A 21,596-nucleotide genomic window follows, 5' to 3' on the forward strand; every position below is an offset into this window, starting at 1 on the left:
CGTCCGATGTCATGACGGATGCACGGACGGACAACGGTGAGAGCACCTTCACGGTGATCGTGGCGGCGGGCGCGAACCTCGGGATCGCGGTCGCCAAGGCCGTCGCCGGCGTCATCAGCGGATCGAGCGCGATGATGTCGGAGGCCGCCCACTCGGTCGCCGACACCGTCACCGAGGTCATGCTGCTCACCGCGCTCAAGCGGAGCGAGAAGCCCGCCGACGAGGACCATCCGGTCGGGCACGCGGGCGAGCGGTACGTCTGGGCGATGCTCGCCGCCGTCGCCACCTTCGTCGGCGGCGCGGTCTTCTCGGTCTACGACGGCATCCACACGCTCACCCACGGCGAGGAGCTCGGCGACCCGCTCGTCTCCTACATCGTGCTCGCCGTCTCCTTCGTCCTGGAGGCCTTCTCCCTGCGGACCGGCGTCAAGCAGGTCAAGGCGGAGGCGGAACGGATGCGGGCGCCCTTCGCCGCCTACCTGCGGCTCACCCCCGACACCACCGTCAAGGCGGTGGTCCTGGAGGACTCGGCGGCCCTCGCCGGTCTGATGCTCGCCGCCGGCGGTCTGCTCGGCGGCCAGATCACCGGCTCCGGCGTCTGGGACGGCGTCGCCTCGATCCTGATCGGCTGTCTCCTCGTGTACGTGGCCTGGGTCCTGGGCCGCGCCAACGCCCGGCTCCTCATCGGCCGCCCGCTGCCCCGGCCCATGCGGGCGGAGGTGCGGGAGGAACTGCTCGGCGTCGCGCACGTGGTGGACGTGCTCGACCTGATCACCCTGATCCAGGGCCCCGGCGAGGTGATGATCGCCGCGAAGATCGACTTCCGGGACGTGGTGACGGCGGCGGAGGTGGAGCGGGCCTGCGAACAGGCGGAGGCACGCCTCCGGGCCCGCTTCCCCTCGGTGCGGCGGGTCTATCTGGACCCGACGCCGGGGCCGTCAGACCAGTAGGCCCGCGGCGTTCAGCAGGTACGCCGTCATCGGCTCGTAGAAGCGCGGGTCCACGACGTGGTCGTCGAGCGGGACCGTCACCTTCATGGTGCCCTCGGCCTCGGCGACGAAGAGCGCCGGGTCGTTGCAGTCCGCGTAGCCGACGGAGTCGATGCCGCGCTGCGCGGCGCGGCCGGCCCAGCCGTGGTCGGCGACGACGAGGTCGGGCGCGGCCTCGCCGAGCAGGGCGAGGCCGTCGAGGATCGCGTTCATCGGCTCCGGCGAGTGGGTGTGCCAGAGGCTGGCGCCGCGCTCGAACACGGCGACGTCCGCGAACTGCACGACGTACCCCTCGTCGGCGACGAGCCCGCCGGGGATCCGCACGATGTCGCAGCCCTGGGCCCGCAGCGCGGCGGCGACCCGGCTGTGCGCGTCGATCAGCGCGCCGGGGTGGCCGGTGGCGAAGAGCACGCGCTGCCGGGCGGCGGCGGCCTCCTTCAGGCGGACGGCCATCCGGTCGAGGGCGTCGACGGTCAGCTCGGGGTCGATGGTGTCCTGCCCGGCGCGGTGGGCCGGGTCGTCGACGACGCCGCAGCGCTCGGCCATCACGGCCAGCACGTCCTGCTCGTCCGTCCACCGGTCCCCGAGCTCCAGGCCGAGCCAGTAGTGCCGGTCGCCGTTGGCGAGCTTGCGGTAGTGGTCGAGGTTGTTCTCGCGGGGGGTGGCGACGTCGCCCGCGATGCGGCTGCGGACGAGGTGCTCGACGAGGGCGTCACGGCTGAGTATCGGCATGGCGCTCATTTTGCCGCGCCCGCCGCGCGGCCGGGGAGGCGTTCCGCGCCTCAGACGTCCCCGCGCGGGGCGGCGAGGACCTCGCGGACCTCCGGGCGCGCCCCGGCGAGCCCGCCCAGGAGCTCCTCCATGGTGCCGGTGGCGCGGGCGAAGAGGTCCCCGCCGGACGCGGTGAGGCGGACGTCGAAGCCGCGCCGGTCGGTGGCGCAGGGGCGGCGCTCGACGTATCCGGCGTCCACCATCTGCGCGAGCAGCCGGGAGACCTGGGGCTGACTCCGGGAGGCGCGGGCGCTCAGCTCGCCGGCGCGGATCCAGTCGCCCTCCCGGTCCATGACGTCCATGATCTCGAAGCCGCTGACGCACAGGCCGTACGCGTCCGAGAGCAGGCGCTCCGCGGCCTGGGCGATCTGCGCGCCGACGCGGACCGTGGCCATCCAGCGGTCGGTCAGGGGTGCTTCGGTCACGCCCCGATCCTAGGCGTCCGCCCCGACCTTGTCTATGCATGCGCATGGATGTAGCGTGCGGATCGATTTCCATGCATGCGCATGGATCGGAATCCGTGCGAGAAGGGACCCCCCATGAACCAGCGGACGCCGGCACCACCGGCACCACCGGCACCGACACCGACACCGGCACCGACACCGGTCGCGGCCGCTCCCGCCAAGGCCCCCTGGACCGCCCTGGCCGTGGTCGGCGTCGCCCAGCTGATGGTGATGCTCGACTCGACCGTCGTGACCGTGGCCCTCCCCTCCATCGGGGCGGACCTGCCCGCGGACCGGACGGCCCTCCAGTGGACGATCAGCGCCTACGTCCTGCTCTTCGGCAGCCTGCTGCTCTTCGGCGGCCGGGTCTCCGACGTCCACGGGCGGCGCCGCACCTTCCTCGCCGGGCTCACCCTCTTCGCCGCCGCCTCGGCGCTCTGCGGCGTCGCCCCCGGCCAGGAACTGCTGGTCGGCGGCCGCGCCGCGCAGGGCGTCGGCGCCGCGCTGCTCTCCGCGGCCGCCCTCTCGATCATCCTGGAGGTCTACCGGGACGAGGAGCAGCGCAGGATCGCGCTGACCGCCTGGAGCGGCCTCGGCGTCATCGGCGCCACCCTCGGCGTCGTGCTCGGCGGCCTGATCGTCACCGCCGTCGACTGGCGCTGGGCGTTCCTCGTCAACCTCCCCGTCAGCGTCGCGGCCTTCGCCGCCGCCCTGCGCGCCGTGCCCTCGCTGCGGACCGCCTCCGGCCGCGGGCTCCGGCTCCCCTCGGCCGTCGTGTCCACGGCCGGGCTCGCCGCCCTCTCCTTCGGCCTGATCCGCTTCCACGAGGGCTTCGGCGACCGGGCCGCCTGGGCCGGCCTCGCCGCCGCGGCGGCCCTCCTCGCCCTCGTGACCTTCATGGAGCTGGGCCGGGAGGACCCGCTGCTGCCGCTGCACCTGCTGCGCAGGCCGACCTACTGGCTGTCCAGCGTGGGCCTGCTCCTGGTCGCCGGCGTGATGATCGGCAGCTCCTTCCTGGCCGCCCAGTACTTCCAGGAGGTCCACCGGATGAGCGCCTTCGCCACCGGCCTCGCCCTGCTGCCGATGGGCCTGGCCGCGCTCGCCGCCGCCGCAGTCGCGCCCGCCCTCGTCGGCGCGCTCGGACCGGGCGGGACGTACGCGCTCGGCGCCGCGCTCCACCTCCTCGGCGCGGGCTTCCTGGCCACCGGGCCCGACGCGCTCGCGCCGACGGTCGTGGCACTCGCCGTCGTCGGCGCGGGCCTGCCGGCCTGCTTCGTCCCACTGTTCGGCATCGGAGCCTCGCACGTGGGGGCGGCGGAGTCGGGCGTCGGCTCCGGGCTCCTGAACACCTTCAACGAGAGCGGCGCGGCCCTGGGCATCGCCGTGATCGGCACCGTCCTGGCCACCACCGCCGACGGCCGGCTGGCGAGGGGCGCCGCCGCCGCGGACGCCACCGCCGCCGGGGTCGCCGACGGCTTCCTGGCCCTGGCGGTCTTCTCCGCCGCCGGCGTGGCCGTCGCACTCGTCCTGCGCCGGCTGACCCGCGAGCGGCGGCCGGCGGCGACGTAGCCCGGGCGGGGCGGCGGGAGCCGGCCCGGCGGCGGGGCGGTGCGACCCGGCGGGGCGGTGTGGGCGCCGGCGGTTCAGACCGCCAGGGCGCCCAGCGCTCCGTGGGTGAGGTTCCTCAGGAGGCGTTCCATCTCCTCGCGCTCCAGGGGGGCGCCGAGGTGCGGGGTGGAGTTGAGGAGGCCGAAGACGGCGTGCACCGCCGCCCGGACCTCCGGCTCGCCCGCCGCCGGGTGCAGGGCGCGCACCACGTCGACCCAGAGCTCGACGTACTGCCGCTGGAGCTGGCGGACCCGCTTGCGGTCCTCGTCCTTGAGCCGGTCGAGCTCGCGGTCGTGCAGGGTGATGAGCGGCCGGTCGTCGAGGGCGAAGTCGATGTGCCCGTCGATGAGCGAGGCCAGCAGGGCCGCCGGGTCGCCGGGCGACTCCGCGACCCGCAGCCGGCCGCCGTCGAGGAGGCGCTCGCTGATGCCGACGAGCAGCTCGGCGAGCATCGCGTCCTTGCCGGGGAAGTGCCGGTAGAGCCCGGGGCCGCTGATGCCGACCGCGGCTCCTATCTCGTCGACGCCCACCCCGTGGAACCCGCGCGCGGCGAAGAGGCGGGCGGCCTCCTTGAGGATCTGCTCGCGGCGGGTCGGCGCGTCCATCCGGGCGGGCGTCGGGGTCGGGCTCGTGCTCATGCCCTCCATCCTAGACAACCTGGTTAGCGGTCGTTAACCTGAGCCGCGTACGTTAACGCTCATTAACCGAACAAGGGAGATCGGTCGATGCAGCAGGCACCTGTGCTGTCGAGCGCGGCAGATCCCGCCTCGGCGGCCTGGCGGGCCAACGAGGCGGCGCACCAGGAGCTCTCGGAGACGCTGCGGGCCAAGCTGGCCGAGGCCGCGCTCGGAGGCGGTGAGAAGTCCCGCGCCCGGCACACCGCGCGCGGGAAGCTGCTGCCGCGCGACCGGGTGGACACCCTCCTCGATCCGGGCTCGCCGTTCCTGGAGCTGGCGCCGCTCGCGGCGAACGGCATGTACGGCGACCAGGCCCCGGCCGCCGGCGTCATCGCGGGCATCGGCCGGGTCTCCGGCCGCGAGTGCGTGATCGTCGCCAACGACGCCACGGTCAAGGGCGGCACCTACTACCCGATGACGGTGAAGAAGCACCTGCGGGCGCAGGAGGTGGCACTCGACAACCGCCTCCCCTGCCTCTACCTCGTCGACTCCGGCGGCGCCTTCCTGCCGATGCAGGACGAGGTCTTCCCGGACCGCGAGCACTTCGGCCGGATCTTCTACAACCAGGCCCGCATGTCCGGCGCCGGCATCCCGCAGATCGCGGCCGTCATGGGCTCCTGCACGGCCGGCGGCGCGTACGTCCCGGCGATGAGCGACGAGGCCGTGATCGTCCGGAACCAGGGCACGATCTTCCTCGGCGGCCCGCCGCTGGTGAAGGCCGCGACCGGCGAGGTCGTCACGGCGGAGGAGCTGGGCGGCGGCGAGGTCCACTCCCGCATCTCCGGCGTCACCGACCACCTCGCGGAGGACGACGCGCACGCGCTGCGGATCGTCCGGAACATCGTGGCGACCCTGCCCGAGCGGGGCCCTCTGCCGTGGAAGACCGAGCCGGCCGAGGAGCCGAAGGTCGACCCGTACGGCCTGTACGGCGCCGTCCCGGTCGACTCGCGCACCCCGTACGACGTGCGCGAGGTCATCGCCCGCGTGGTGGACGGCTCCCGTTTCCAGGAGTTCAAGTCCGAGTACGGCCAGACCCTGGTCACCGGCTTCGCCCGGATCCACGGCCACCCGGTCGGCATCGTCGCCAACAACGGCATCCTGTTCGCCGAGTCCGCCCAGAAGGGCGCCCACTTCATCGAGCTGTGCGACCAGCGCGGCATCCCGCTGGTCTTCCTGCAGAACATCACCGGCTTCATGGTCGGCAAGGCGTACGAGCACGGCGGCATCGCCAAGCACGGCGCCAAGATGGTCACCGCCGTCGCCACCACGCGCGTGCCGAAGCTGACGGTCGTCGTCGGCGGCTCCTTCGGCGCGGGCAACTACTCGATGTGCGGCCGGGCCTACTCCCCCCGCTTCCTGTGGATGTGGCCCAACGCCAAGATCTCCGTCATGGGCGGCGAGCAGGCCGCCTCGGTCCTCGCCACGGTCAAGCGCGACCAGCTCGGCGACGCGTGGAGCGCCGAGGAGGAGGAGTCCTTCAAGGCGCCGATCCGCGAGCAGTACGAGACGCAGGGCAGCGCCTACTACGCGACCGCCCGCCTCTGGGACGACGGCGTGATCGACCCGCTGGAGACCCGCCAGGTGCTGGGTCTCGCGCTGACCGCCTGTGCCAACGCGCCCCTGGGTGACCCCCAGTTCGGCGTCTTCCGGATGTGAGGACCCTGACGATGCAGCAGATGTTCGACACCGTCCTCGTCGCCAACCGGGGCGAGATCGCGGTCCGCGTCATCCGCACCCTGCGGGCGCTCGGCGTCCGCTCGGTGGCGGTGTACAGCGACGCCGACGCCGACGCCCGGCACGTGCGGGAGGCCGACACGGCGGTACGCATCGGGCCCGCGGCGGCCTCGGAGTCGTACCTCTCCGTCCCCGCCCTCCTGGACGCGGCCCGCCGCACCGGGGCGCAGGCCGTCCACCCCGGCTACGGCTTCCTCGCCGAGAACGCGGCCTTCGCGCGCGCCTGCGCCGACGCGGGCCTCGTCTTCATCGGCCCCTCCGCCGAGGCGATCGCCCTCATGGGCGACAAGATCCGGGCGAAGGAGACGGTGAAGGCGGCGGGCGTGCCCGTCGTGCCCGGCGACGCCGACCCCCGGGTGGCCGAGGCCGCCCGCGAGATGGGCCCGCCCGTCCTCCTGAAGCCGAGCGCGGGCGGCGGCGGCAAGGGCATGCGCCTGGTGCGGGACCTGGCGGTCCTGGACGAGGAGATCGCGGCGGCCCGCCGCGAGGCCCGCGCCTCCTTCGGCGACGACACGCTCCTGGTGGAGCGGTGGATCGACCGCCCCCGGCACATCGAGATCCAGGTCCTCGCGGACGCGCACGGGAACGTGGTGCACCTCGGCGAGCGCGAGTGCTCGCTCCAGCGCCGCCACCAGAAGATCATCGAGGAGGCGCCGAGCGTCCTCCTCGACGAGGAGACCCGCGCGGCGATGGGCGCGGCGGCGGTGGAGGCGGCCCGGTCCTGCGGCTATGTCGGCGCGGGCACGGTCGAGTTCATCGTCCCGGGCGGCGACCCGTCCCGGTACTACTTCATGGAGATGAACACCCGCCTCCAGGTCGAGCACCCGGTCACGGAGCTGATCACCGGCCTGGACCTGGTGGAGTGGCAGCTCCGCATCGCGGCCGGCGAACCGCTCGACTTCGCCCAGGACGACGTCCGCCTCGACGGCTGGGCGATCGAGGCCCGCATCTGCGCGGAGGACCCGTCCCGCGGCTTCCTCCCGTCGGGCGGCACGGTCCTCTCCCTCCACGAGCCGGCGGGCGACGGGGTGCGCACCGACTCCGGCCTCCTGCAGGGCTCCGAGGTCTCCTCCCTCTACGACCCGATGCTGTCGAAGGTGATCGTCCACGCGAAGGACCGCCCCACCGCGCTGCGGAAGCTCCGCGCGGCCCTGGCCGACCTGACCACCCTCGGCGTCCCCACCAACGCGGGCTTCCTCCGCCGCCTCCTGGCCCACCCGGACGTGGTGTCGGGCGCGATGGACACCGGGCTCGTGGAGCGGGACGCGGAGTCCCTGGTCCCGGAGGGCGTACCGGACGAGGTGTACGCGGCGGCGGCCGCCGTGCGCCGGACCGGGCTGGCGGCGCGGCCGCGCGGCGGCTGGACCGATCCCTTCGACGTGCCGGACGGCTGGCGCCTCGGCGGGACGCCGAAGCCCCTCGCCTTCCCGCTGCGCGTACCGGGACTCGAACCCGTCACGGTGGAGGCACCGGCGGGCGCCCGCGTCACCGGCACCGCCGTCACGGTCGTCCTCGACGGCGTCACCCACACCTTCCGCCGGGCCGGCGACTGGCTCGGCCGGGACGGCGACTCCTGGCACGTCATGGACCACGACGCGGTGGCCGCCGCGCTCTCCGGGGCGCGGCACGGCGGGGCGGACACGCTGGCCGCGCCGATGCCGGGGACCGTGACCGTCGTGAAGGTGGCGGTCGGGGACGAGGTGGAGGCGGGCCAGAGCCTGCTCGTCGTCGAGGCGATGAAGATGGAGCACGTCATCTCCGCCCCGCACGCCGGCACCGTCACCGAACTGGACGTCACGCCCGGGACGACCGTCGCCATGGAGCAGGTCCTGGCCGTCGTCACGCCCCGCGAGGAGGCCACGGAATGACCGCCCTGCCCATGACCGTCCCCGACCCGGCCCTGCCCGCCCGGGTCAGGATCCACGAGGTCGGCCCCCGGGACGGGCTGCAGAACGAGAAGACGGCCGTCCCGACCGAGGTGAAGGCGGAGTTCATCCGGCGGCTCGCCGCCGCCGGGCTCTCCACCGTCGAGGCGACCAGCTTCGTGCACCCGAAGTGGGTGCCCCAGCTGGCCGACGCGGAGGCCCTGTTCCCGCTCGTCAACGGCCTGCCGGTCCGCCTCCCGGTCCTGGTGCCGAACGAGCGCGGCCTCGACCGGGCGCTCGCGCTCGGCGCCCGGGAGGTCGCCGTCTTCGCCTCCGCCACCGAGTCCTTCGCGAAGGCCAACCTCAACCGGACCGTCGACGAGGCGCTCGCCATGTTCGAGCCGGTCGTCATCCGGGCCATAGAGGCGGGCCTGAAGGTCCGCGGCTATCTGTCGATGTGCTTCGGCGACCCCTGGGAGGGCGCCGTCCCCGTCGAGCAGACCGTCCGGGTCACCAAGGCGCTCGCCGACATGGGCTGCGACGAGCTGAGCCTCGGCGACACCATCGGCGTCGCCACCCCCGGGCACGTACGGACGCTCCTGCGGGAGCTGAACGAGGCCGGGGTCCCCACCTCCCGGCTCGCCGTGCACTTCCACGACACCTACGGGCAGGCGCTGTCGAACACGCTCGCCGCGCTGCGGCACGGCGTGACGACCGTGGACGCCTCCGCGGGCGGCCTCGGCGGCTGCCCGTACGCCAAGTCCGCCACCGGCAACCTCGCCACCGAGGACCTGGTGTGGATGCTCGACGGCCTCGGCATCGAGACCGGGGTCGACCTGGCCGCCCTCACCGCCACGAGCGTGTGGATGGCCGAACAGCTGGGCCGCCCGAGCCCGTCCCGTACCGTCCGCGCCCTCTCCCACAAGGAGTGACGAACACCATGTCCCTCGACCACCGGCTCTCCGCAGAGCACGAGGAACTCCGCCGCACCGTCGAGGCGTTCGCCCACGACGTCGTCGCCCCGAAGATCGGCGACTACTACGAGCGCCACGAGTTCCCGTACGAGATCGTCGCCGAGATGGGCCGCATGGGCCTCTTCGGCCTGCCGTTCCCGGAGGAGTACGGCGGCATGGGCGGCGACTACCTCGCCCTCGGCATCGCCCTGGAGGAACTCGCCCGCGTCGACTCCTCCGTCGCCATCACCCTGGAGGCCGGCGTCTCGCTCGGCGCGATGCCGCTGCACCTCTTCGGCACCGAGGAGCAGAAGCGGCAGTGGCTGCCGAAGCTGTGCGCCGGCGAGATGCTCGGCGCCTTCGGCCTCACCGAGCCGGGCGCGGGCTCGGACGCGGGCGGCACCCGCACCACCGCCGTCCGCGACGGCGACCAGTGGGTCATCAACGGCTCGAAGTGCTTCATCACCAACTCCGGTACGGACATCACCGGTCTGGTGACGGTCACGGCCGTCACCGGCCGCAAGCCCGACGGCCGCCCGCTGATCTCCTCGATCATCGTCCCGTCCGGCACCCCCGGCTTCACCGTCGCCGCCCCCTACTCGAAGGTCGGCTGGAACGCCTCGGACACCCGCGAACTCTCCTTCGACGACGTCCGCGTCCCGGTGGAGAACCTCCTCGGCGAGGAGGGCCGCGGCTACGCCCAGTTCCTCCGCATCCTCGACGAGGGCCGCGTCGCCATCGCCGCGCTCGCCACGGGCCTCGCGCAGGGCTGTGTCGACGAGTCCGTGAAGTACGCGAAGGAACGTCACGCCTTCGGCCGTCCGATCGGCGACAACCAGGCCATCCAGTTCAAGCTCGCCGACATGGAGACGCGCGCCCACATGGCCCGCATCGGCTGGCGCGACGCCGCCTCCCGCCTGGTCATGGGCGAGCCCTTCAAGAAGGAGGCGGCGATCGCCAAGCTGTACTCCTCCACCGTCGCCGTCGACAACGCCCGCGAGGCGACCCAGATCCACGGCGGCTACGGCTTCATGAACGAGTACCCGGTGGCCCGCATGTGGCGCGACTCCAAGATCCTGGAGATCGGCGAGGGCACCAGCGAGGTCCAGCGCATGCTGATCGCCCGCGAACTGGGCTTCGCGGGCTGAGCCCCGCCGGATCCCCGCGCCCGCCGCACCGGACCGTGTGCGGCGGGCGCGCCGCGTCCGCGGGCCCGCGGAGGGGTCAGCCCGCGCCCGGGCGGGCACTCGGCGACACGTAGGCGTCGAACCCGTGCCAGCCCGGGGCCGACGGAAGGCGGGTGACGGGCCAGTCCGCGGCGTACCCGGGCGGGGCCTTGCCCGCGTGGACGACGACGGCCAGCGGCCGGTGCCGGGCCAGCTCGGCCAGGCCCGCCTCGGTGATGCTGCCGTCGTGACCGCGCGGCTGGCGGGAGGAGCAGCCGGTGTAGTAGCCGATCGGCACGTACTCGCGGCCGGTCACCGTGCACGGTGGACGGACGCCGAGGGCGCCCAGGGCGGCGGCGACGCCGGTGAACTGGACCCGCACCGAACGGCTGTAGCCGACCGCCCGGTCCAGGACGGCGTACTGCACGGCGAGATGGGCGAGGAAGCCGGCGGCGAGCAGCCCCGCGACGAGCGGCCGGCGGGCCGGGCGCACCGCGCCGACCACGGCCAGGACGCACTCCGCGACGGGCAGGGCCAGCAGGGCGTACGCGGGCAGCAGGAAGCGGGGAGCCGCGTACCCGATCGTGAAGAGGTACGGGAACGCCAGCGAGGCGGCGGTGACGGTCGCGAGGACGGCGGCGGTCCCCCGGCCGGCCCGGACGGCGGCGACGAGGCCGCCGACGACCGCGAGCGGCAGCAGGAACCACCACAGCGCCGTCCACGGGTGCTCCCAGGGCACGTCGCACGGCCGGCACAGGGTGCGGCCGGCGAGCGCCCGCACATGGTCGTCGAGGGCGAAGTACCAGCCCAGGGTGCCCTGGATCTCCCCCGCGCGGTGCAGCCGGGCGGCGAGCCCGCCGTACGAGGTGTACGCCTCCACCACCCACGGGACGGCGCCGAGCACCAGTCCGGCGACGGTCGCGGCCGGCGGCCCGGGGCGGCGGCGCCAGGCCGGGACCAGGAGCGCGGCGGCGAGCAGCGGCAGCGCGAGCCAGAGCCCGTCGGCCGGACGCAGCAGCGTGACGCAGGCGACGGCGGCGCCGAGCCCGGCCACCGGCCGGCGGTCCCGCCCCGGCGGGGCGACGGCGCGCAGGAAGCAGCCGACGGCCGCGAGCGCCCCGAAGGCGCACCACAGATTGGGCATCACGCGCGGCCCGTAGAAGAGCGTGACCCACAGCCCGGCGAAGAGCGCGCCCGCGACGGCGAGCACCCGCACGGGCAGCACCGGCCGCCACAGCCACAGCACCCCGAGCAGCGCGGCGCCGGAGAGCAGCACGAGGTAGAGCCGGATGACTGCGGTGGAGGCGGTGAACGCGGCGACGGGAGCGACGAGATAGCTGATGCCCCGGGCGCGCGGCGCGCTGAAGTAGGCGGGCGGGGCGTTGCCGCCGACCTGGCTGACGTACACCGCCTCGTCCCAGCCGAGCCCGGTTCCCGGTACGGCCAGGGCCAGTTGGGCGAGGACGAAGGCCACGGCGACGGCGGCCAGGGGCCACGCCCGGCCCGGCGGCCGGCGGGCGCCCTCGGGCTGCGGATCGCGCGGGGACCGCGGACGGCCACTCGCTTCGGGGATCGTCACCCCGTCCACCCTCGGCGGGCTCGGCGGCCCGGGCGCGGCGGCGCGCCGCACGGCGGGCGCCCGGCACCCCGTCAGGAGCAGTGCGTCACGGCGGGTGCGGGGCGGCCTCGCGATGTGATCTACCCCTCGCCGACCCGGCCCTACTGATCGACGTGAGGTTAGGCTAACCTACCCTCGACTTGATCAGGCCGACTCCGGCACGTATCGAAAGCGATCCCGCCATGCCCAGCAACGCCCGAGCCACCTCCCTCACCCGCCGCGGCATCCTCGCCGCGGGCGGCGCCCTCGGGCTCGGCGCCGTGCTCGCCGCCTGTGGCGACGGCGACAAGAAGAAGGACGCGAGCCCCTCTTCCTCCGCCTCCGCCAAGTCCGGCTCCTGGGAGTTCAAGGACGACCGCGGCCAGACCGTGAAGACCAAGGCGACGCCGAAGAACATCGTCGCCTTCACCGGCATGGCCGCCGCCCTCAAGGACTTCGGCGTGGAGGTCGCCGGCGTCTTCGGTCCGACCTACGTCGAGGACCCGACCACCAAGGCGAAGAAGCCCGACGTCCAGGCCGGCGACCTCGACATCACCAAGGTGAAGGTCATCGGCAACGTCTGGGGCGAGTTCAACATCGAGGAGTACCTCAAGCTCCAGCCCGAGGTCCTCATCACCGACATGTGGGAGAAGGACGCCCTCTGGTACGTGCCGGAGGAGCAGAAGGCCAAGATCGCGAAGATCGCCCCGAGCGTCGCCCTGTGGGCCGCCGGCAAGTCCATGCCGTCCGTCCTCCAGCGCCACGCCGACCTGGCGGCCTCCCTCGGCGGCGACGTGGACAGCGAGCGGGTCAAGAAGGACAAGGCCCGCTTCGAGGCCGCCGCCGAGCGCCTGCGCAAGGTCGCCCAGACGAAGAAGGACATCAAGGTCCTCATCGGCTCCGGCGCGCCCGACACCTTCTACGTCTCCACCCCGGTCCGCCCGACCGACACGCTCTTCTTCCAGGAGCTGGGCCTCAACATCGTCACCCCGAAGAAGCTGGACCCGTCCGGCTGGTTCGAGCTCCTCAGCTGGGAGAACGTCGACGCCTACGCGGCCGACGTCATCCTCCTCGACAACCGCACCGGCACCCTCCAGCCGGAGCAGCTGAAGGCCAAGCCCACCTGGGCCGCGCTGCCCGCCGTCAAGGCCGGCCAGGTCTTCCCGCGCGTGACCGAGCCCGTCTACTCCTACGCCAAGTGCGCCCCGCTCCTGGAGGACCTGGCGACCGCCCTGGAGAACGCGAAGAAGGTGTCCTGACCCGATGACGACCGCCGAGACCGCCCCGTTCCAGTTCTTCTCCCTCCAGGTCGACCGGACGCGGCGGCTCGGCCCGTCGCTGGTCCGCGTCACCTTCACCGGAGAGGACCTCAAGGGCTTCGCCGCCGGGGGCCGCGACCAGTCGCTCTCCCTCTTCCTGCCGCACCCCGGCCAGGAGGCGCCCGTCCTGCCGCCGCTTGACGACCCCGACATGTACGGGATCCTCGGCGCCTGGCGGGCCATGCCCGACGACGTGCGGGCCGTGATGCGCTCGTACACCGTCCGCGCCCAGCGCACGGAGCCGGTGAACGAGATCGACATCGACTTCGCCGTCCACGAGGACGGCGGCCCGGCCTGCCGCTGGGCGCAGCACGCCAGGCCCGGTGACCGGGTGGTCGTGCTCGGCCCGGCGGTCGCCGACAACACCGGGGTCCGCTTCCGGCTGCCGGAGGACGCCGACTCGGTGCTCGTCTGGGCCGACGAGACGGCGCTGCCCGCCGCCTCGGCCGTCCTGGAGTGGCTGCCGGCCGAGACCCGCGCCCAGGTCTTCCTCGAAGTGCCGTACTCCGGCGACCGGATGGAGCTGGAGACGGAGGCGGACGCCACCGTCACCTGGCTCGTACGGGAGGAGGGCGCGCCCTCCGGTCTGGAGGCGGTCACGGGTGCCGAGCTGCCCGGGGAGTCGCCGTACGTGTGGATCGCGGGCGAGTCCGGTGCGGTGAAGGCGCTGCGGCGGCACTTCGTGCGCGAGCGCGGGCTCGACCGCCGCCGGGTGACCTTCGTCGGGTACTGGCGCAAGGGGCTGTCCGAGGACGCCCTGCGCGAGGTGCCGGACGAGACGACGCAGGACGCGGAGCGCGACGCGTCGTAGCGCGGCGGGCCGTTCACCGCACGGCCCCTCGGCCTTCACCGGCCGGGGGGCCGTTGTCGTATCAAATTAGGTTAGGCTAACCTTACTTCTGCACCCACGGTTGCGCGTCCCGCGTCCTCATCCCCGAAAGGGCCCCCACATGCGTTCGCACCTGCTCAACGACACGACGGCGGAGAGCTACCGACGCTCCGTCACCGAAGGAGTCGAGCGGGTGGCGGCCAAACTCGCCACGACGCGCGGCCCGTTCACCGGCGTCACCCCCGCCGAACTGGCGCCCGTGATCGACGCCGTGGACCTCGACCGCCCCCTCGGTGACGCCTCCGCCGCCCTCGACGAGCTGGAGGAGGTCTACCTCCGCGACGCGGTCTACTTCCACCACCCGCGCTACCTCGGCCACCTCAACTGCCCGGTCGTCATCCCCGCCGTCCTCGGCGAGGCCGTCCTCTCGGCGGTCAACTCCTCCCTCGACACCTGGGACCAGTCCGCCGGCGGCACCCTCATCGAGCGCAAGCTCATCGACTGGACCACCGGCCGCATCGGCCTCGGCCCCCTCGCCGACGGCGTGTTCACCAGCGGCGGCACCCAGTCCAACCTCCAGGCGCTGCTGTTCGCCCGCGAGGAGGCCGGCACCGAGGACCTGTCGAAGCTCCGCGTCTTCTCCTCCGAGTGCAGCCACTTCTCCGTCCAGAAGTCGGCCAAACTCCTCGGCCTCGGCCGCGACGCGGTCGTCTCCATCCCGGTCGACAAGAGCAAGCGCATGCAGTCCGTCGTCCTCGCCGCCGAGCTGGAGGCCTGCCGCGCCGAGGGCCTCGTCCCGATGGCGATCGTCGCCACCGCCGGCACCACCGACTTCGGCTCCATCGACCCGCTTCCCGAGATCGCCGCCCTCGCCGAGGAGTACGGCGCCTGGATGCACGTCGACGCCGCCTACGGCTGCGGACTGCTCGCCTCGCTCAAGCGCCGCCACCTCCTCGACGGCATCGAGCGCGCCGACTCGGTCACCGTCGACTACCACAAGTCCTTCTTCCAGCCCGTGAGTTCCTCCGCCGTGCTGGTCCGCGACCGGGCCACCCTGCGCCACGCCACCTACCACGCGGACTACCTCAACCCCGCGCGCACGGTCGCCGAGCAGATCCCCAACCAGGTCGACAAGTCGCTCCAGACCACCCGCCGCTTCGACGCCCTCAAGCTGTGGATGACCCTGCGGGTCATGGGCGCGGACGGCGTCGGCGAGCTCTTCGACGAGGTCTGCGACCTGGCCTCCGCCGGATACGACCTGCTCGCCGCCGACGCCCGCTACGACGTGGTCGTGGACCCGCAGCTGTCCACCCTCGTCTACCGCTACGTCCCCGAGGCCGTCACCTCGCCCGCCGAGATCGACCGCGCCAACCTCTACGCCCGCAAGGCGCTCTTCGCCTCGGGCGAGGCCGTCGTCGCCGGCACCAAGGTCGACGGCCGCCAGTACCTCAAGTTCACCTTGCTCAACCCCGAGACCACGGTCGCCGACATCGCCGCGGTCCTCGATCTGATCGCCGGCCACGCCGAGCAGTACCTGGGAGAGAACCTTGTCCACGCCTGAGATCGCCGATATCCACGACTTCATCGGGATCGGGCTCGGTCCGTTCAACCTCGGCCTCGCCTGCCTCACCGAGCCCATCGACGAACTGAACGGCCTCTTCCTGGAGTCCAAGCCGGGCTTCGAGTGGCACTCGGGGATGTTCCTCGAAGGCGCCCACCTCCAGACGCCGTTCATGTCGGACCTGGTGACCCTCGCCAACCCGACCTCGCCGTACTCCTTCCTCAACTACCTGAAGGAGAAGGGCCGGCTGTACTCGTTCTACATCCGCGAGAACTTCTACCCGCTGCGCGCCGAGTACAACGACTACTGCCGCTGGGCCGCCGACCGGGTCACCTCGATCCGCTTCTCCACCACCGTCTCCTCCGTCGCGTACGACGAGGCCGGCGAGGTGTACGTCGTCACCACCGAGGCCGGAGAAACGTTCCTGGCCCGCCGGATCGTCCTCGGCACCGGCACCCCGCCGTACGTCCCGGACTCCTGCCGCGAGCTCGGCGGGGACCTGATCCACAACTCGCGCTACGTGCCGAACAAGGAAGCGCTCCAGCGCAAGAAGTCGATCACGATCGTCGGCAGCGGCCAGTCCGCCGCCGAGATCTACCACGACCTCCTGTCGGAGATCGACGTCCACGGCTACAAGCTGAACTGGGTGACCCGCTCCCCGCGCTTCTTCCCCCTGGAGTACACCAAGCTCACCCTGGAGATGACCTCCCCCGAGTACGTGGACTACTTCCACGCGCTCCCCGAGGAGACCCGCTACCGCCTGGAGTCCCAGCAGAAGGGCCTCTTCAAGGGCATCAACGGCGACCTCATCGACGCCATCTTCGACCTGCTCTACCAGAAGAACTTCGCGGGCCCGGTCCCCAGCCGCCTGATCACCAACTCCGCGCTGCGCACCGCCGCGTACGACGAGGCCTCGGGCACGTACACCCTCGGCTTCCGCCAGGAGGAGCAGGGCAAGGAGTACGAGATCGAGACCGAGGGCCTGATCCTCGCGACCGGCTACAAGTACGCCGTCCCCGCCTTCCTGGAGCCCCTGAAGGACCGGCTGCGCTTCGACGGCCAGGGCCGCTTCGACGTCGCCCGCAACTACGCGGTCGACACCACCGGGCGCGAGGTCTTCCTCCAGAACGCCGGCGTCCACACCCACTCGATCACCTCGCCCGACCTGGGCATGGGGGCGTACCGCAACGCGTACATCATCGGCGAGATGCTGGGGTCCGAGTACTACCCCGTCGAGAAGACCATCGCGTTCCAGGAGTTCTCCATATGACCGTCCGCTTCCGCCCGCTCGACCCCGCCCAGGACGCAGAGCTGATCCACGCCTGGGTCACCCACCCCAAGGCCGCGTTCTGGATGATGCAGGACGCCACCGTCGAGGACGTCGAGCGCGAGTACGCGGCCTTCGCCGCCAACCCGCACCACCAGGCCTTCGTCGGCCTGGTGGACGGGACCCCCGCCATCCTCATGGAGCGGTACGACCCGTCCGAGCTGGAGCTCGTCGGCCTGTACGACCCGCTCCCCGGTGACGTCGGCATGCACTTCCTCGTCGCCCCCAGCGACACCCCGGTGCACGGCTTCACCCGCATGGTGATCACCGAGGTCATGCGCGAGCTGTTCGCCGACCCGGCGACCGCCCGCGTGGTCGTCGAGCCGGACGTCGCCAACAAGGCCGTCCACGCCCTCAACGAGGCCGTCGGCTTCGTCCCCGAGCACGAGATCCAGAAGCCGGAGAAGAAGGCGCTCCTGAGCTTCTGCACCCGGGCCCAGTTCGAGTCCGCCACCGCCGTCGGAGCTGGCATATGAACCCCGTCTCCCACCTCACCCCCGAGCGCTGGGCCGCGGCCAACCGCGCGCTCGTCCGCAAGGGCCTCGCCGAGTTCGCCCACGAGCGGCTGCTGAACCCGCAGGAGCTGGGCGAGTCCCGCTACCGGGTGCTCAGCGACGACGGCGCCACCGAGTACCGCTTCACCGCGGACCGCTTCGCCCTCGACCACTGGCAAGTCTACCCCGAGTCGATCAGCCGGCACCGGGGCGACGAGCAGCTCCCCCTCGACGCCCTGCAGTTCATCACCGAGCTGCGCGGCTCGCTCGGCCTGAGCGACGAGATCCTCCCGGTCTACCTGGAGGAGATCTCCTCCACCCTCGCCGGCACCGCCTACAAGGCGACCAAGCCGCAGGTGCCCGCCGCCGAGCTGGCCCGCGCGGACTTCCAGGCCGTCGAGACCGGTATGACCGAGGGCCACCCCTGCTTCGTCGCCAACAACGGCCGCCTCGGCTTCGGCGTCGACGAGTACCGCGCCTACGCCCCCGAGGCCGCGAGCCCCATCCACCTGGTGTGGCTGGCCGCCCGCCGCGACCGGGCCGCCTTCACCGCCGGCGCGGGCATCGAGTACGACGCCTTCATCCGCGCCGAGCTCGGCGACGCCGCCGTCGACCGCTTCGCCGGCATCCTCGCCGGCCTCGGCCTGGACCTCGCCGACTACCTCCTCATGCCGGCCCACCCCTGGCAGTGGTGGAACAAGCTGTCGGTGACCTTCGCCGCCGAGGTGGCGCAGCAGCGCCTGGTGTACCTGGGCGAGGGCGAGGACGCCTACCTGGCGCAGCAGTCGATCCGCACCTTCTTCAACACCTCCGACCCGGCCAAGCACTACGTGAAGACCGCCCTGTCGGTCCTCAACATGGGCTTCATGCGCGGGCTCTCGGCCGCCTACATGGAGGCGACGCCGGCCATCAACGACTGGCTGGCGCAGCTGATCGAGTCGGACTCCGTCCTGAAGGCGGCCCGCTTCTCGATCATCCGCGAGCGGGCGGCGGTCGGCTACCGGCACCTGGAGTACGAGGCCGCGACGGACCGCTACTCGCCCTACCGCAAGATGCTCGCCGCCCTGTGGCGCGAGTCCCCGGTGGAGCGGATCGCCGAGGGCGAGCGGCTCGCGACGATGGCCTCGCTGCTGCACGTCGACCACGCGGGCGCGTCCTTCGCGGGCGCCCTGATCAAGGGGTCCGGCCTGGAGCCGGAGGCGTGGCTGCGCGGCTACCTCGACGCGTACCTCCTCCCGGTCCTGCACTGCTTCTACGCCTACGACCTGGTCTACATGCCGCACGGCGAGAACGTGATCCTGGTCCTGGACGAGCGCGGCGCGGTCGACCGGGCGATCTTCAAGGACATCGCCGAGGAGATCTGCGTGATGGACCCGCAGGCGGTCCTCCCGCCGGCGGTGGAGCGGGTCCGCGCCGACGTCCCCGAGTCCATGAAGCTCCTGTCCGTCTTCACGGACGTCTTCGACTGCTTCTTCCGCTTCCTGGGGGCGACCCTGGCGGCGGAGGGCACGGTCGCCGAGGACGTCTTCTGGCGCGCGGTCGCCGACTGCGTGAAGCGCTACCAGGACTCCAAGCCGGAGCTGGCGGACCGCTTCGCGCAGTACGACATGTTCGCGGAGACCTTCGCCCTGTCCGCCCTGAACCGCCTCCAGCTGCGCAACAACAAGCAGATGGTCGACCTGGCGGACCCGTCCGGCGCCCTCCAGCTCGTCGGCGACCTGGTGAACCCGATCGCGCGGTTCGCCTGACGGGCGCACCCCCGAAACCGATGTGAGCCCCCTGCGGAGTACGGTCCTCCGCCGGGGGCTCACATCCATGTCCGGGCGGTCACCGTGCGTGCCCGGAGCCCCGCTCCAGGCGGTAAGTCTGGACCAATGACCCCTTCAAGGCCGATGGTCATGCGGTCCCTGCCCGATTTCGGGCAGGATTCTTGCGGGAACCCGTCGGTAGCCCTCAATATTCATGGGTGCTCGAACGCCGCCCGTCCCATGACGACCTCATCGACCATCTGGTCCGAAGCACCGCGCTCCAGCGCGGTGAGGCCGCCCGGGTGGTGCTCGACGTGCTGGCGTACTTCGACGAGACCACCGAGGAGTTCGTCCGGCGCCGCCACCGCGAACTGCAGTCCGGCGGAGCGGTGAACGCGGAGATCTTCGAACGGATCTCCGCCGAACTGCCGCACCGGGCCGTCGCGCCGCCGGAGCTCTCGCTCCGGCAGCTGCGCCGGATCGTCTACGGCTGAGCACCGGCCGGGCACCACAGCACTTTCACCAACCGGAGGGGTTTCCTTTATGTGCGGAATTGTCGGTTACATCGGTAAGCGCGACGTGGCGCCGCTGCTCCTGGAGGGCCTCGCCCGCCTGGAGTACCGCGGTTACGACTCCGCCGGTCTCGTCATCAACAGCCCGAAGAGCGCGGCGCTGAAGATGGTCAAGGCCAAGGGCCGGGTCCGTGACCTGGAGGCCCGCGTCCCCAAGCGCTTCACCGGCACCACCGGCATCGCGCACACCCGCTGGGCCACCCACGGCGCCCCGAGCGACCACAACTCGCACCCGCACCTGGACCCCGAGAACAAGGTCGCCGTCGTCCACAACGGCATCGTCGACAACGCCCAGGAGCTCCGCGCCAAGCTGGAGGCCGACGGCGTCGTCTTCGCCTCCGAGACGGACACCGAGGTCATCACCCACCTCATCGCCCGCTCCCAGGCCGAGACGCTCGAGGACAAGGTCCGCGACGCGCTCAAGGTCATCGAGGGCACCTACGGCATCGCCGTCATGCACGCCGACTTCAACGACCGCATCGTCGTCGCCCGCAACGGCTCGCCGGTCATCCTCGGCATCGGCGAGAAGGAGATGCTGGTCGCCTCCGACGTGGCCGCGCTCATCGCCCACACCCGCCAGGTCGTCACCCTCGACGACGGCGAGATGGCCACCCTCAAGGCCGACGACTTCCGCACCTACACGGTCGCGGGCGCCTCCACCACGGCGACCCCCGAGACCGTCGAGTGGGAGGCCGCCTCCTACGACATGGGCGGCCACGACACGTACATGCACAAGGAGATCTCCGAGCAGCCCGACGCGGTCGACCGCGTGCTGCGCGGCCGGATCGACGACCGCTTCTCCACCGTGCACCTCGGCGGCCTCAACCTCGACCCGCGCGAGGCCCGCACCATCCGCCGCATCAAGATCCTCGGCTGCGGCACCTCGTACCACGCCGGCATGATCGGCGCCTCCCTCATCGAGGGCATGGCCCGCATCCCCGCCGACGCCGAGCCGGCCTCCGAGTTCCGCTACCGCAACCCGGTCGTGGACCCCGACACCCTGTACATCGCCGTCTCCCAGTCCGGTGAGACCTACGACGTGCTCGCCGCCGTCCAGGAGCTCAAGCGCAAGGGCGCCCGCGTCCTCGGCGTGGTCAACGTGGTCGGCTCCGCCATCGCCCGCGAGGCCGACGGCGGCGTCTACGTCCACGCCGGCCCCGAGGTCTGCGTCGTCTCCACCAAGTGCTTCACCAACACGGTGGTCGCCTTCGCGCTCCTCGCCCTCCACCTCGGCCGCATCCGCGACCTGTCCGTCACCGACGGCAAGCGGATCATCGAGGGCCTGCGCAAGCTCCCCGCGCAGATCGAGGAGATCCTCAAGGACGAGGACGAGATCAAGCGCCTCGCCGCCGAGTACGCCGGTGCCGCGTCGATGATGTTCATCGGCCGCGTCCGGGGCTACCCGGTCGCCCTGGAGGCCTCCCTCAAGCTGAAGGAGATCTCCTACATCCACGCCGAGGCGTACCCGGCCTCCGAGCTGAAGCACGGCCCGCTCGCCCTCATCGAGCCGGCCCTGCCGACGGTCGCGATCGTCCCCGACGACGACCTGCTGGAGAAGAACCGCGCCGCCCTGGAGGAGATCAAGGCCCGCTCCGGCCGCATCCTCGCGGTCGCGCACCAGCCGCAGGAGAAGGCCGACCACACCATCGTGGTCCCGAAGAACGAGGACGAGCTCGACCCGATCCTCATGGGCATCCCGCTCCAGCTCTTCGCGTACCACACCGCCCTCGCCATGGGCCGCGACATCGACAAGCCGCGCAACCTGGCCAAGTCCGTCACGGTCGAGTAGTCGCCCGGCGGGACCTGTCACCCGCCGGGCACGCCACGGCCCCGGGCCTGTCCCCCGGAGCCGTACGCCGGGCCTGTCCCCCGGCGAACCGACCGGACACGAAGAACGGCCCCTCCACGCTTCCCAGGAGCGTGGAGGGGCCGTTCCGCTTCCC

The 21,596-nt window shown here is 72.3% G+C and carries 18 protein-coding genes; 14 read left to right on the top strand and 4 right to left on the bottom strand.

Annotated elements, in window-relative coordinates:
* The first annotated feature begins 11 nt into the window (after positions 1-11).
* Positions 12-950, top strand: a complete 939-nt coding sequence (locus tag ABZ621_RS11900) for a cation diffusion facilitator family transporter (RefSeq protein ID WP_360603283.1) — start codon at positions 12-14, stop codon at positions 948-950.
* Here ABZ621_RS11900 and ABZ621_RS11905 read toward each other — a convergent pair.
* Both ABZ621_RS11905 and ABZ621_RS11910 read right to left on the bottom strand, forming a co-directional pair.
* Entirely contained in the window at positions 939-1,721 is a 783-nt protein-coding gene (locus ABZ621_RS11905; RefSeq protein WP_360603285.1) for a phosphatase, read from the bottom strand. The two genes, ABZ621_RS11900 and ABZ621_RS11905, sit on opposite strands and share 12 nt — an antisense overlap.
* Before the next feature lie 50 nt (positions 1,722-1,771).
* Entirely contained in the window at positions 1,772-2,185 is a 414-nt protein-coding gene (locus ABZ621_RS11910; protein WP_360603287.1) for a MarR family transcriptional regulator, read from the bottom strand.
* Positions 2,186-2,299: 114 nt separating this feature from the next.
* Between ABZ621_RS11910 and ABZ621_RS11915 the strand changes: the two genes are divergently transcribed.
* On the top strand, positions 2,300-3,772 hold the full coding sequence (locus ABZ621_RS11915) for an MFS transporter (RefSeq protein WP_360603289.1): 1,473 nt from the start codon (positions 2,300-2,302) through the stop codon (positions 3,770-3,772).
* 74 nt (positions 3,773-3,846) lie between these two features.
* Here the strand turns inward: ABZ621_RS11915 and ABZ621_RS11920 are convergent, their stop codons facing one another.
* On the bottom strand, positions 3,847-4,449 hold the full coding sequence (locus ABZ621_RS11920) for a TetR/AcrR family transcriptional regulator (RefSeq protein ID WP_360603291.1): 603 nt from the start codon (positions 4,447-4,449) through the stop codon (positions 3,847-3,849).
* An 87-nt stretch (positions 4,450-4,536) separates the two neighbouring features.
* Here ABZ621_RS11920 and ABZ621_RS11925 point away from each other — a divergent pair, with 87 nt between their 5' ends.
* From ABZ621_RS11925 to ABZ621_RS11940, 4 genes are read left to right on the top strand one after another with little or no spacing between them, the layout of a single operon-like run.
* On the top strand, positions 4,537-6,144 hold the full coding sequence (locus tag ABZ621_RS11925; RefSeq protein WP_360603293.1) for a carboxyl transferase domain-containing protein: 1,608 nt from the start codon (positions 4,537-4,539) through the stop codon (positions 6,142-6,144).
* A 20-nt stretch (positions 6,145-6,164) separates the two neighbouring features.
* Positions 6,165-8,090, top strand: a complete 1,926-nt coding sequence (locus ABZ621_RS11930) for a biotin carboxylase N-terminal domain-containing protein (RefSeq protein ID WP_360603549.1) — start codon at positions 6,165-6,167, stop codon at positions 8,088-8,090.
* Complete coding sequence (locus ABZ621_RS11935; RefSeq protein ID WP_360603295.1) at positions 8,087-9,019, top strand: hydroxymethylglutaryl-CoA lyase; 933 nt, start codon at positions 8,087-8,089, stop codon at positions 9,017-9,019. Before ABZ621_RS11930 ends, ABZ621_RS11935 begins: the two co-directional genes overlap by 4 nt.
* An 8-nt stretch (positions 9,020-9,027) precedes the next feature.
* On the top strand, positions 9,028-10,188 hold the full coding sequence (locus ABZ621_RS11940) for an acyl-CoA dehydrogenase family protein (protein ID WP_360603297.1): 1,161 nt from the start codon (positions 9,028-9,030) through the stop codon (positions 10,186-10,188).
* A gap of 76 nt (positions 10,189-10,264) precedes the next feature.
* Here the strand turns inward: ABZ621_RS11940 and ABZ621_RS11945 are convergent, their stop codons facing one another.
* A complete protein-coding gene (locus tag ABZ621_RS11945) occupies positions 10,265-11,785 on the bottom strand; it encodes a hypothetical protein (RefSeq protein WP_360603299.1) in 1,521 nt (506 codons plus the stop codon).
* A 221-nt stretch (positions 11,786-12,006) separates the two neighbouring features.
* Here ABZ621_RS11945 and ABZ621_RS11950 point away from each other — a divergent pair, with 221 nt between their 5' ends.
* The 8 genes from ABZ621_RS11950 (at position 12,007) to glmS (ending at position 21,442) form a co-directional block, all read left to right on the top strand.
* The gene (locus ABZ621_RS11950; RefSeq protein ID WP_360603301.1) at positions 12,007-13,062 is read left to right on the top strand and encodes an ABC transporter substrate-binding protein; all 1,056 of its coding nucleotides are present in this window, start codon (positions 12,007-12,009) and stop codon (positions 13,060-13,062) included.
* Positions 13,063-13,066: 4 nt separating this feature from the next.
* A complete protein-coding gene (locus tag ABZ621_RS11955; RefSeq protein WP_360603303.1) occupies positions 13,067-13,933 on the top strand; it encodes a siderophore-interacting protein in 867 nt (288 codons plus the stop codon).
* A 139-nt stretch (positions 13,934-14,072) separates the two neighbouring features.
* Complete coding sequence (locus ABZ621_RS11960) at positions 14,073-15,512, top strand: aspartate aminotransferase family protein (protein WP_360603305.1); 1,440 nt, start codon at positions 14,073-14,075, stop codon at positions 15,510-15,512.
* The gene (locus ABZ621_RS11965; RefSeq protein ID WP_360603307.1) at positions 15,499-16,782 is read left to right on the top strand and encodes a lysine N(6)-hydroxylase/L-ornithine N(5)-oxygenase family protein; all 1,284 of its coding nucleotides are present in this window, start codon (positions 15,499-15,501) and stop codon (positions 16,780-16,782) included. The genes ABZ621_RS11960 and ABZ621_RS11965 overlap by 14 nt, the downstream gene beginning before the upstream one ends.
* Positions 16,779-17,315 (top strand): GNAT family N-acetyltransferase, encoded by a 537-nt coding sequence (locus ABZ621_RS11970; RefSeq protein WP_360603309.1) that lies wholly within the window; start codon positions 16,779-16,781, stop codon positions 17,313-17,315. Before ABZ621_RS11965 ends, ABZ621_RS11970 begins: the two co-directional genes overlap by 4 nt.
* On the top strand, positions 17,312-19,081 hold the full coding sequence (locus ABZ621_RS11975) for an IucA/IucC family siderophore biosynthesis protein (protein WP_360603311.1): 1,770 nt from the start codon (positions 17,312-17,314) through the stop codon (positions 19,079-19,081). The genes ABZ621_RS11970 and ABZ621_RS11975 overlap by 4 nt, the downstream gene beginning before the upstream one ends.
* A gap of 218 nt (positions 19,082-19,299) precedes the next feature.
* Positions 19,300-19,575, top strand: a complete 276-nt coding sequence (locus tag ABZ621_RS11980) for a hypothetical protein (RefSeq protein WP_030324756.1) — start codon at positions 19,300-19,302, stop codon at positions 19,573-19,575.
* Between the two features lie 49 nt (positions 19,576-19,624).
* A complete protein-coding gene (glmS, locus tag ABZ621_RS11985) occupies positions 19,625-21,442 on the top strand; it encodes a glutamine--fructose-6-phosphate transaminase (isomerizing) (protein WP_360603313.1) in 1,818 nt (605 codons plus the stop codon).
* Positions 21,443-21,596 lie beyond the last annotated feature (154 nt).

Origin of the sequence: Streptomyces sp. NPDC007863, from assembly GCF_040633895.1 — a bacterium.
Classification (GTDB): Bacteria; Actinomycetota; Actinomycetes; order Streptomycetales; family Streptomycetaceae; genus Streptomyces.

Coding starts and splice junctions, on each gene's coding strand:
- ABZ621_RS11900 (WP_360603283.1), top strand. CDS start 12: ATGACGGATGCACGGACGGACAACGGTGAGAGCACCTTCACGGTGATC.
- ABZ621_RS11905 (WP_360603285.1), bottom strand. CDS start 1,721: ATGCCGATACTCAGCCGTGACGCCCTCGTCGAGCACCTCGTCCGCAGC.
- ABZ621_RS11915 (WP_360603289.1), top strand. CDS start 2,300: ATGAACCAGCGGACGCCGGCACCACCGGCACCACCGGCACCGACACCG.
- ABZ621_RS11920 (WP_360603291.1), bottom strand. CDS start 4,449: ATGAGCACGAGCCCGACCCCGACGCCCGCCCGGATGGACGCGCCGACC.
- ABZ621_RS11925 (WP_360603293.1), top strand. CDS start 4,537: ATGCAGCAGGCACCTGTGCTGTCGAGCGCGGCAGATCCCGCCTCGGCG.
- ABZ621_RS11930 (WP_360603549.1), top strand. CDS start 6,165: ATGTTCGACACCGTCCTCGTCGCCAACCGGGGCGAGATCGCGGTCCGC.
- ABZ621_RS11935 (WP_360603295.1), top strand. CDS start 8,087: ATGACCGCCCTGCCCATGACCGTCCCCGACCCGGCCCTGCCCGCCCGG.
- ABZ621_RS11940 (WP_360603297.1), top strand. CDS start 9,028: ATGTCCCTCGACCACCGGCTCTCCGCAGAGCACGAGGAACTCCGCCGC.
- ABZ621_RS11950 (WP_360603301.1), top strand. CDS start 12,007: ATGCCCAGCAACGCCCGAGCCACCTCCCTCACCCGCCGCGGCATCCTC.
- ABZ621_RS11955 (WP_360603303.1), top strand. CDS start 13,067: ATGACGACCGCCGAGACCGCCCCGTTCCAGTTCTTCTCCCTCCAGGTC.
- ABZ621_RS11960 (WP_360603305.1), top strand. CDS start 14,073: ATGCGTTCGCACCTGCTCAACGACACGACGGCGGAGAGCTACCGACGC.
- ABZ621_RS11970 (WP_360603309.1), top strand. CDS start 16,779: ATGACCGTCCGCTTCCGCCCGCTCGACCCCGCCCAGGACGCAGAGCTG.
- ABZ621_RS11975 (WP_360603311.1), top strand. CDS start 17,312: ATGAACCCCGTCTCCCACCTCACCCCCGAGCGCTGGGCCGCGGCCAAC.
- glmS (WP_360603313.1), top strand. CDS start 19,625: ATGTGCGGAATTGTCGGTTACATCGGTAAGCGCGACGTGGCGCCGCTG.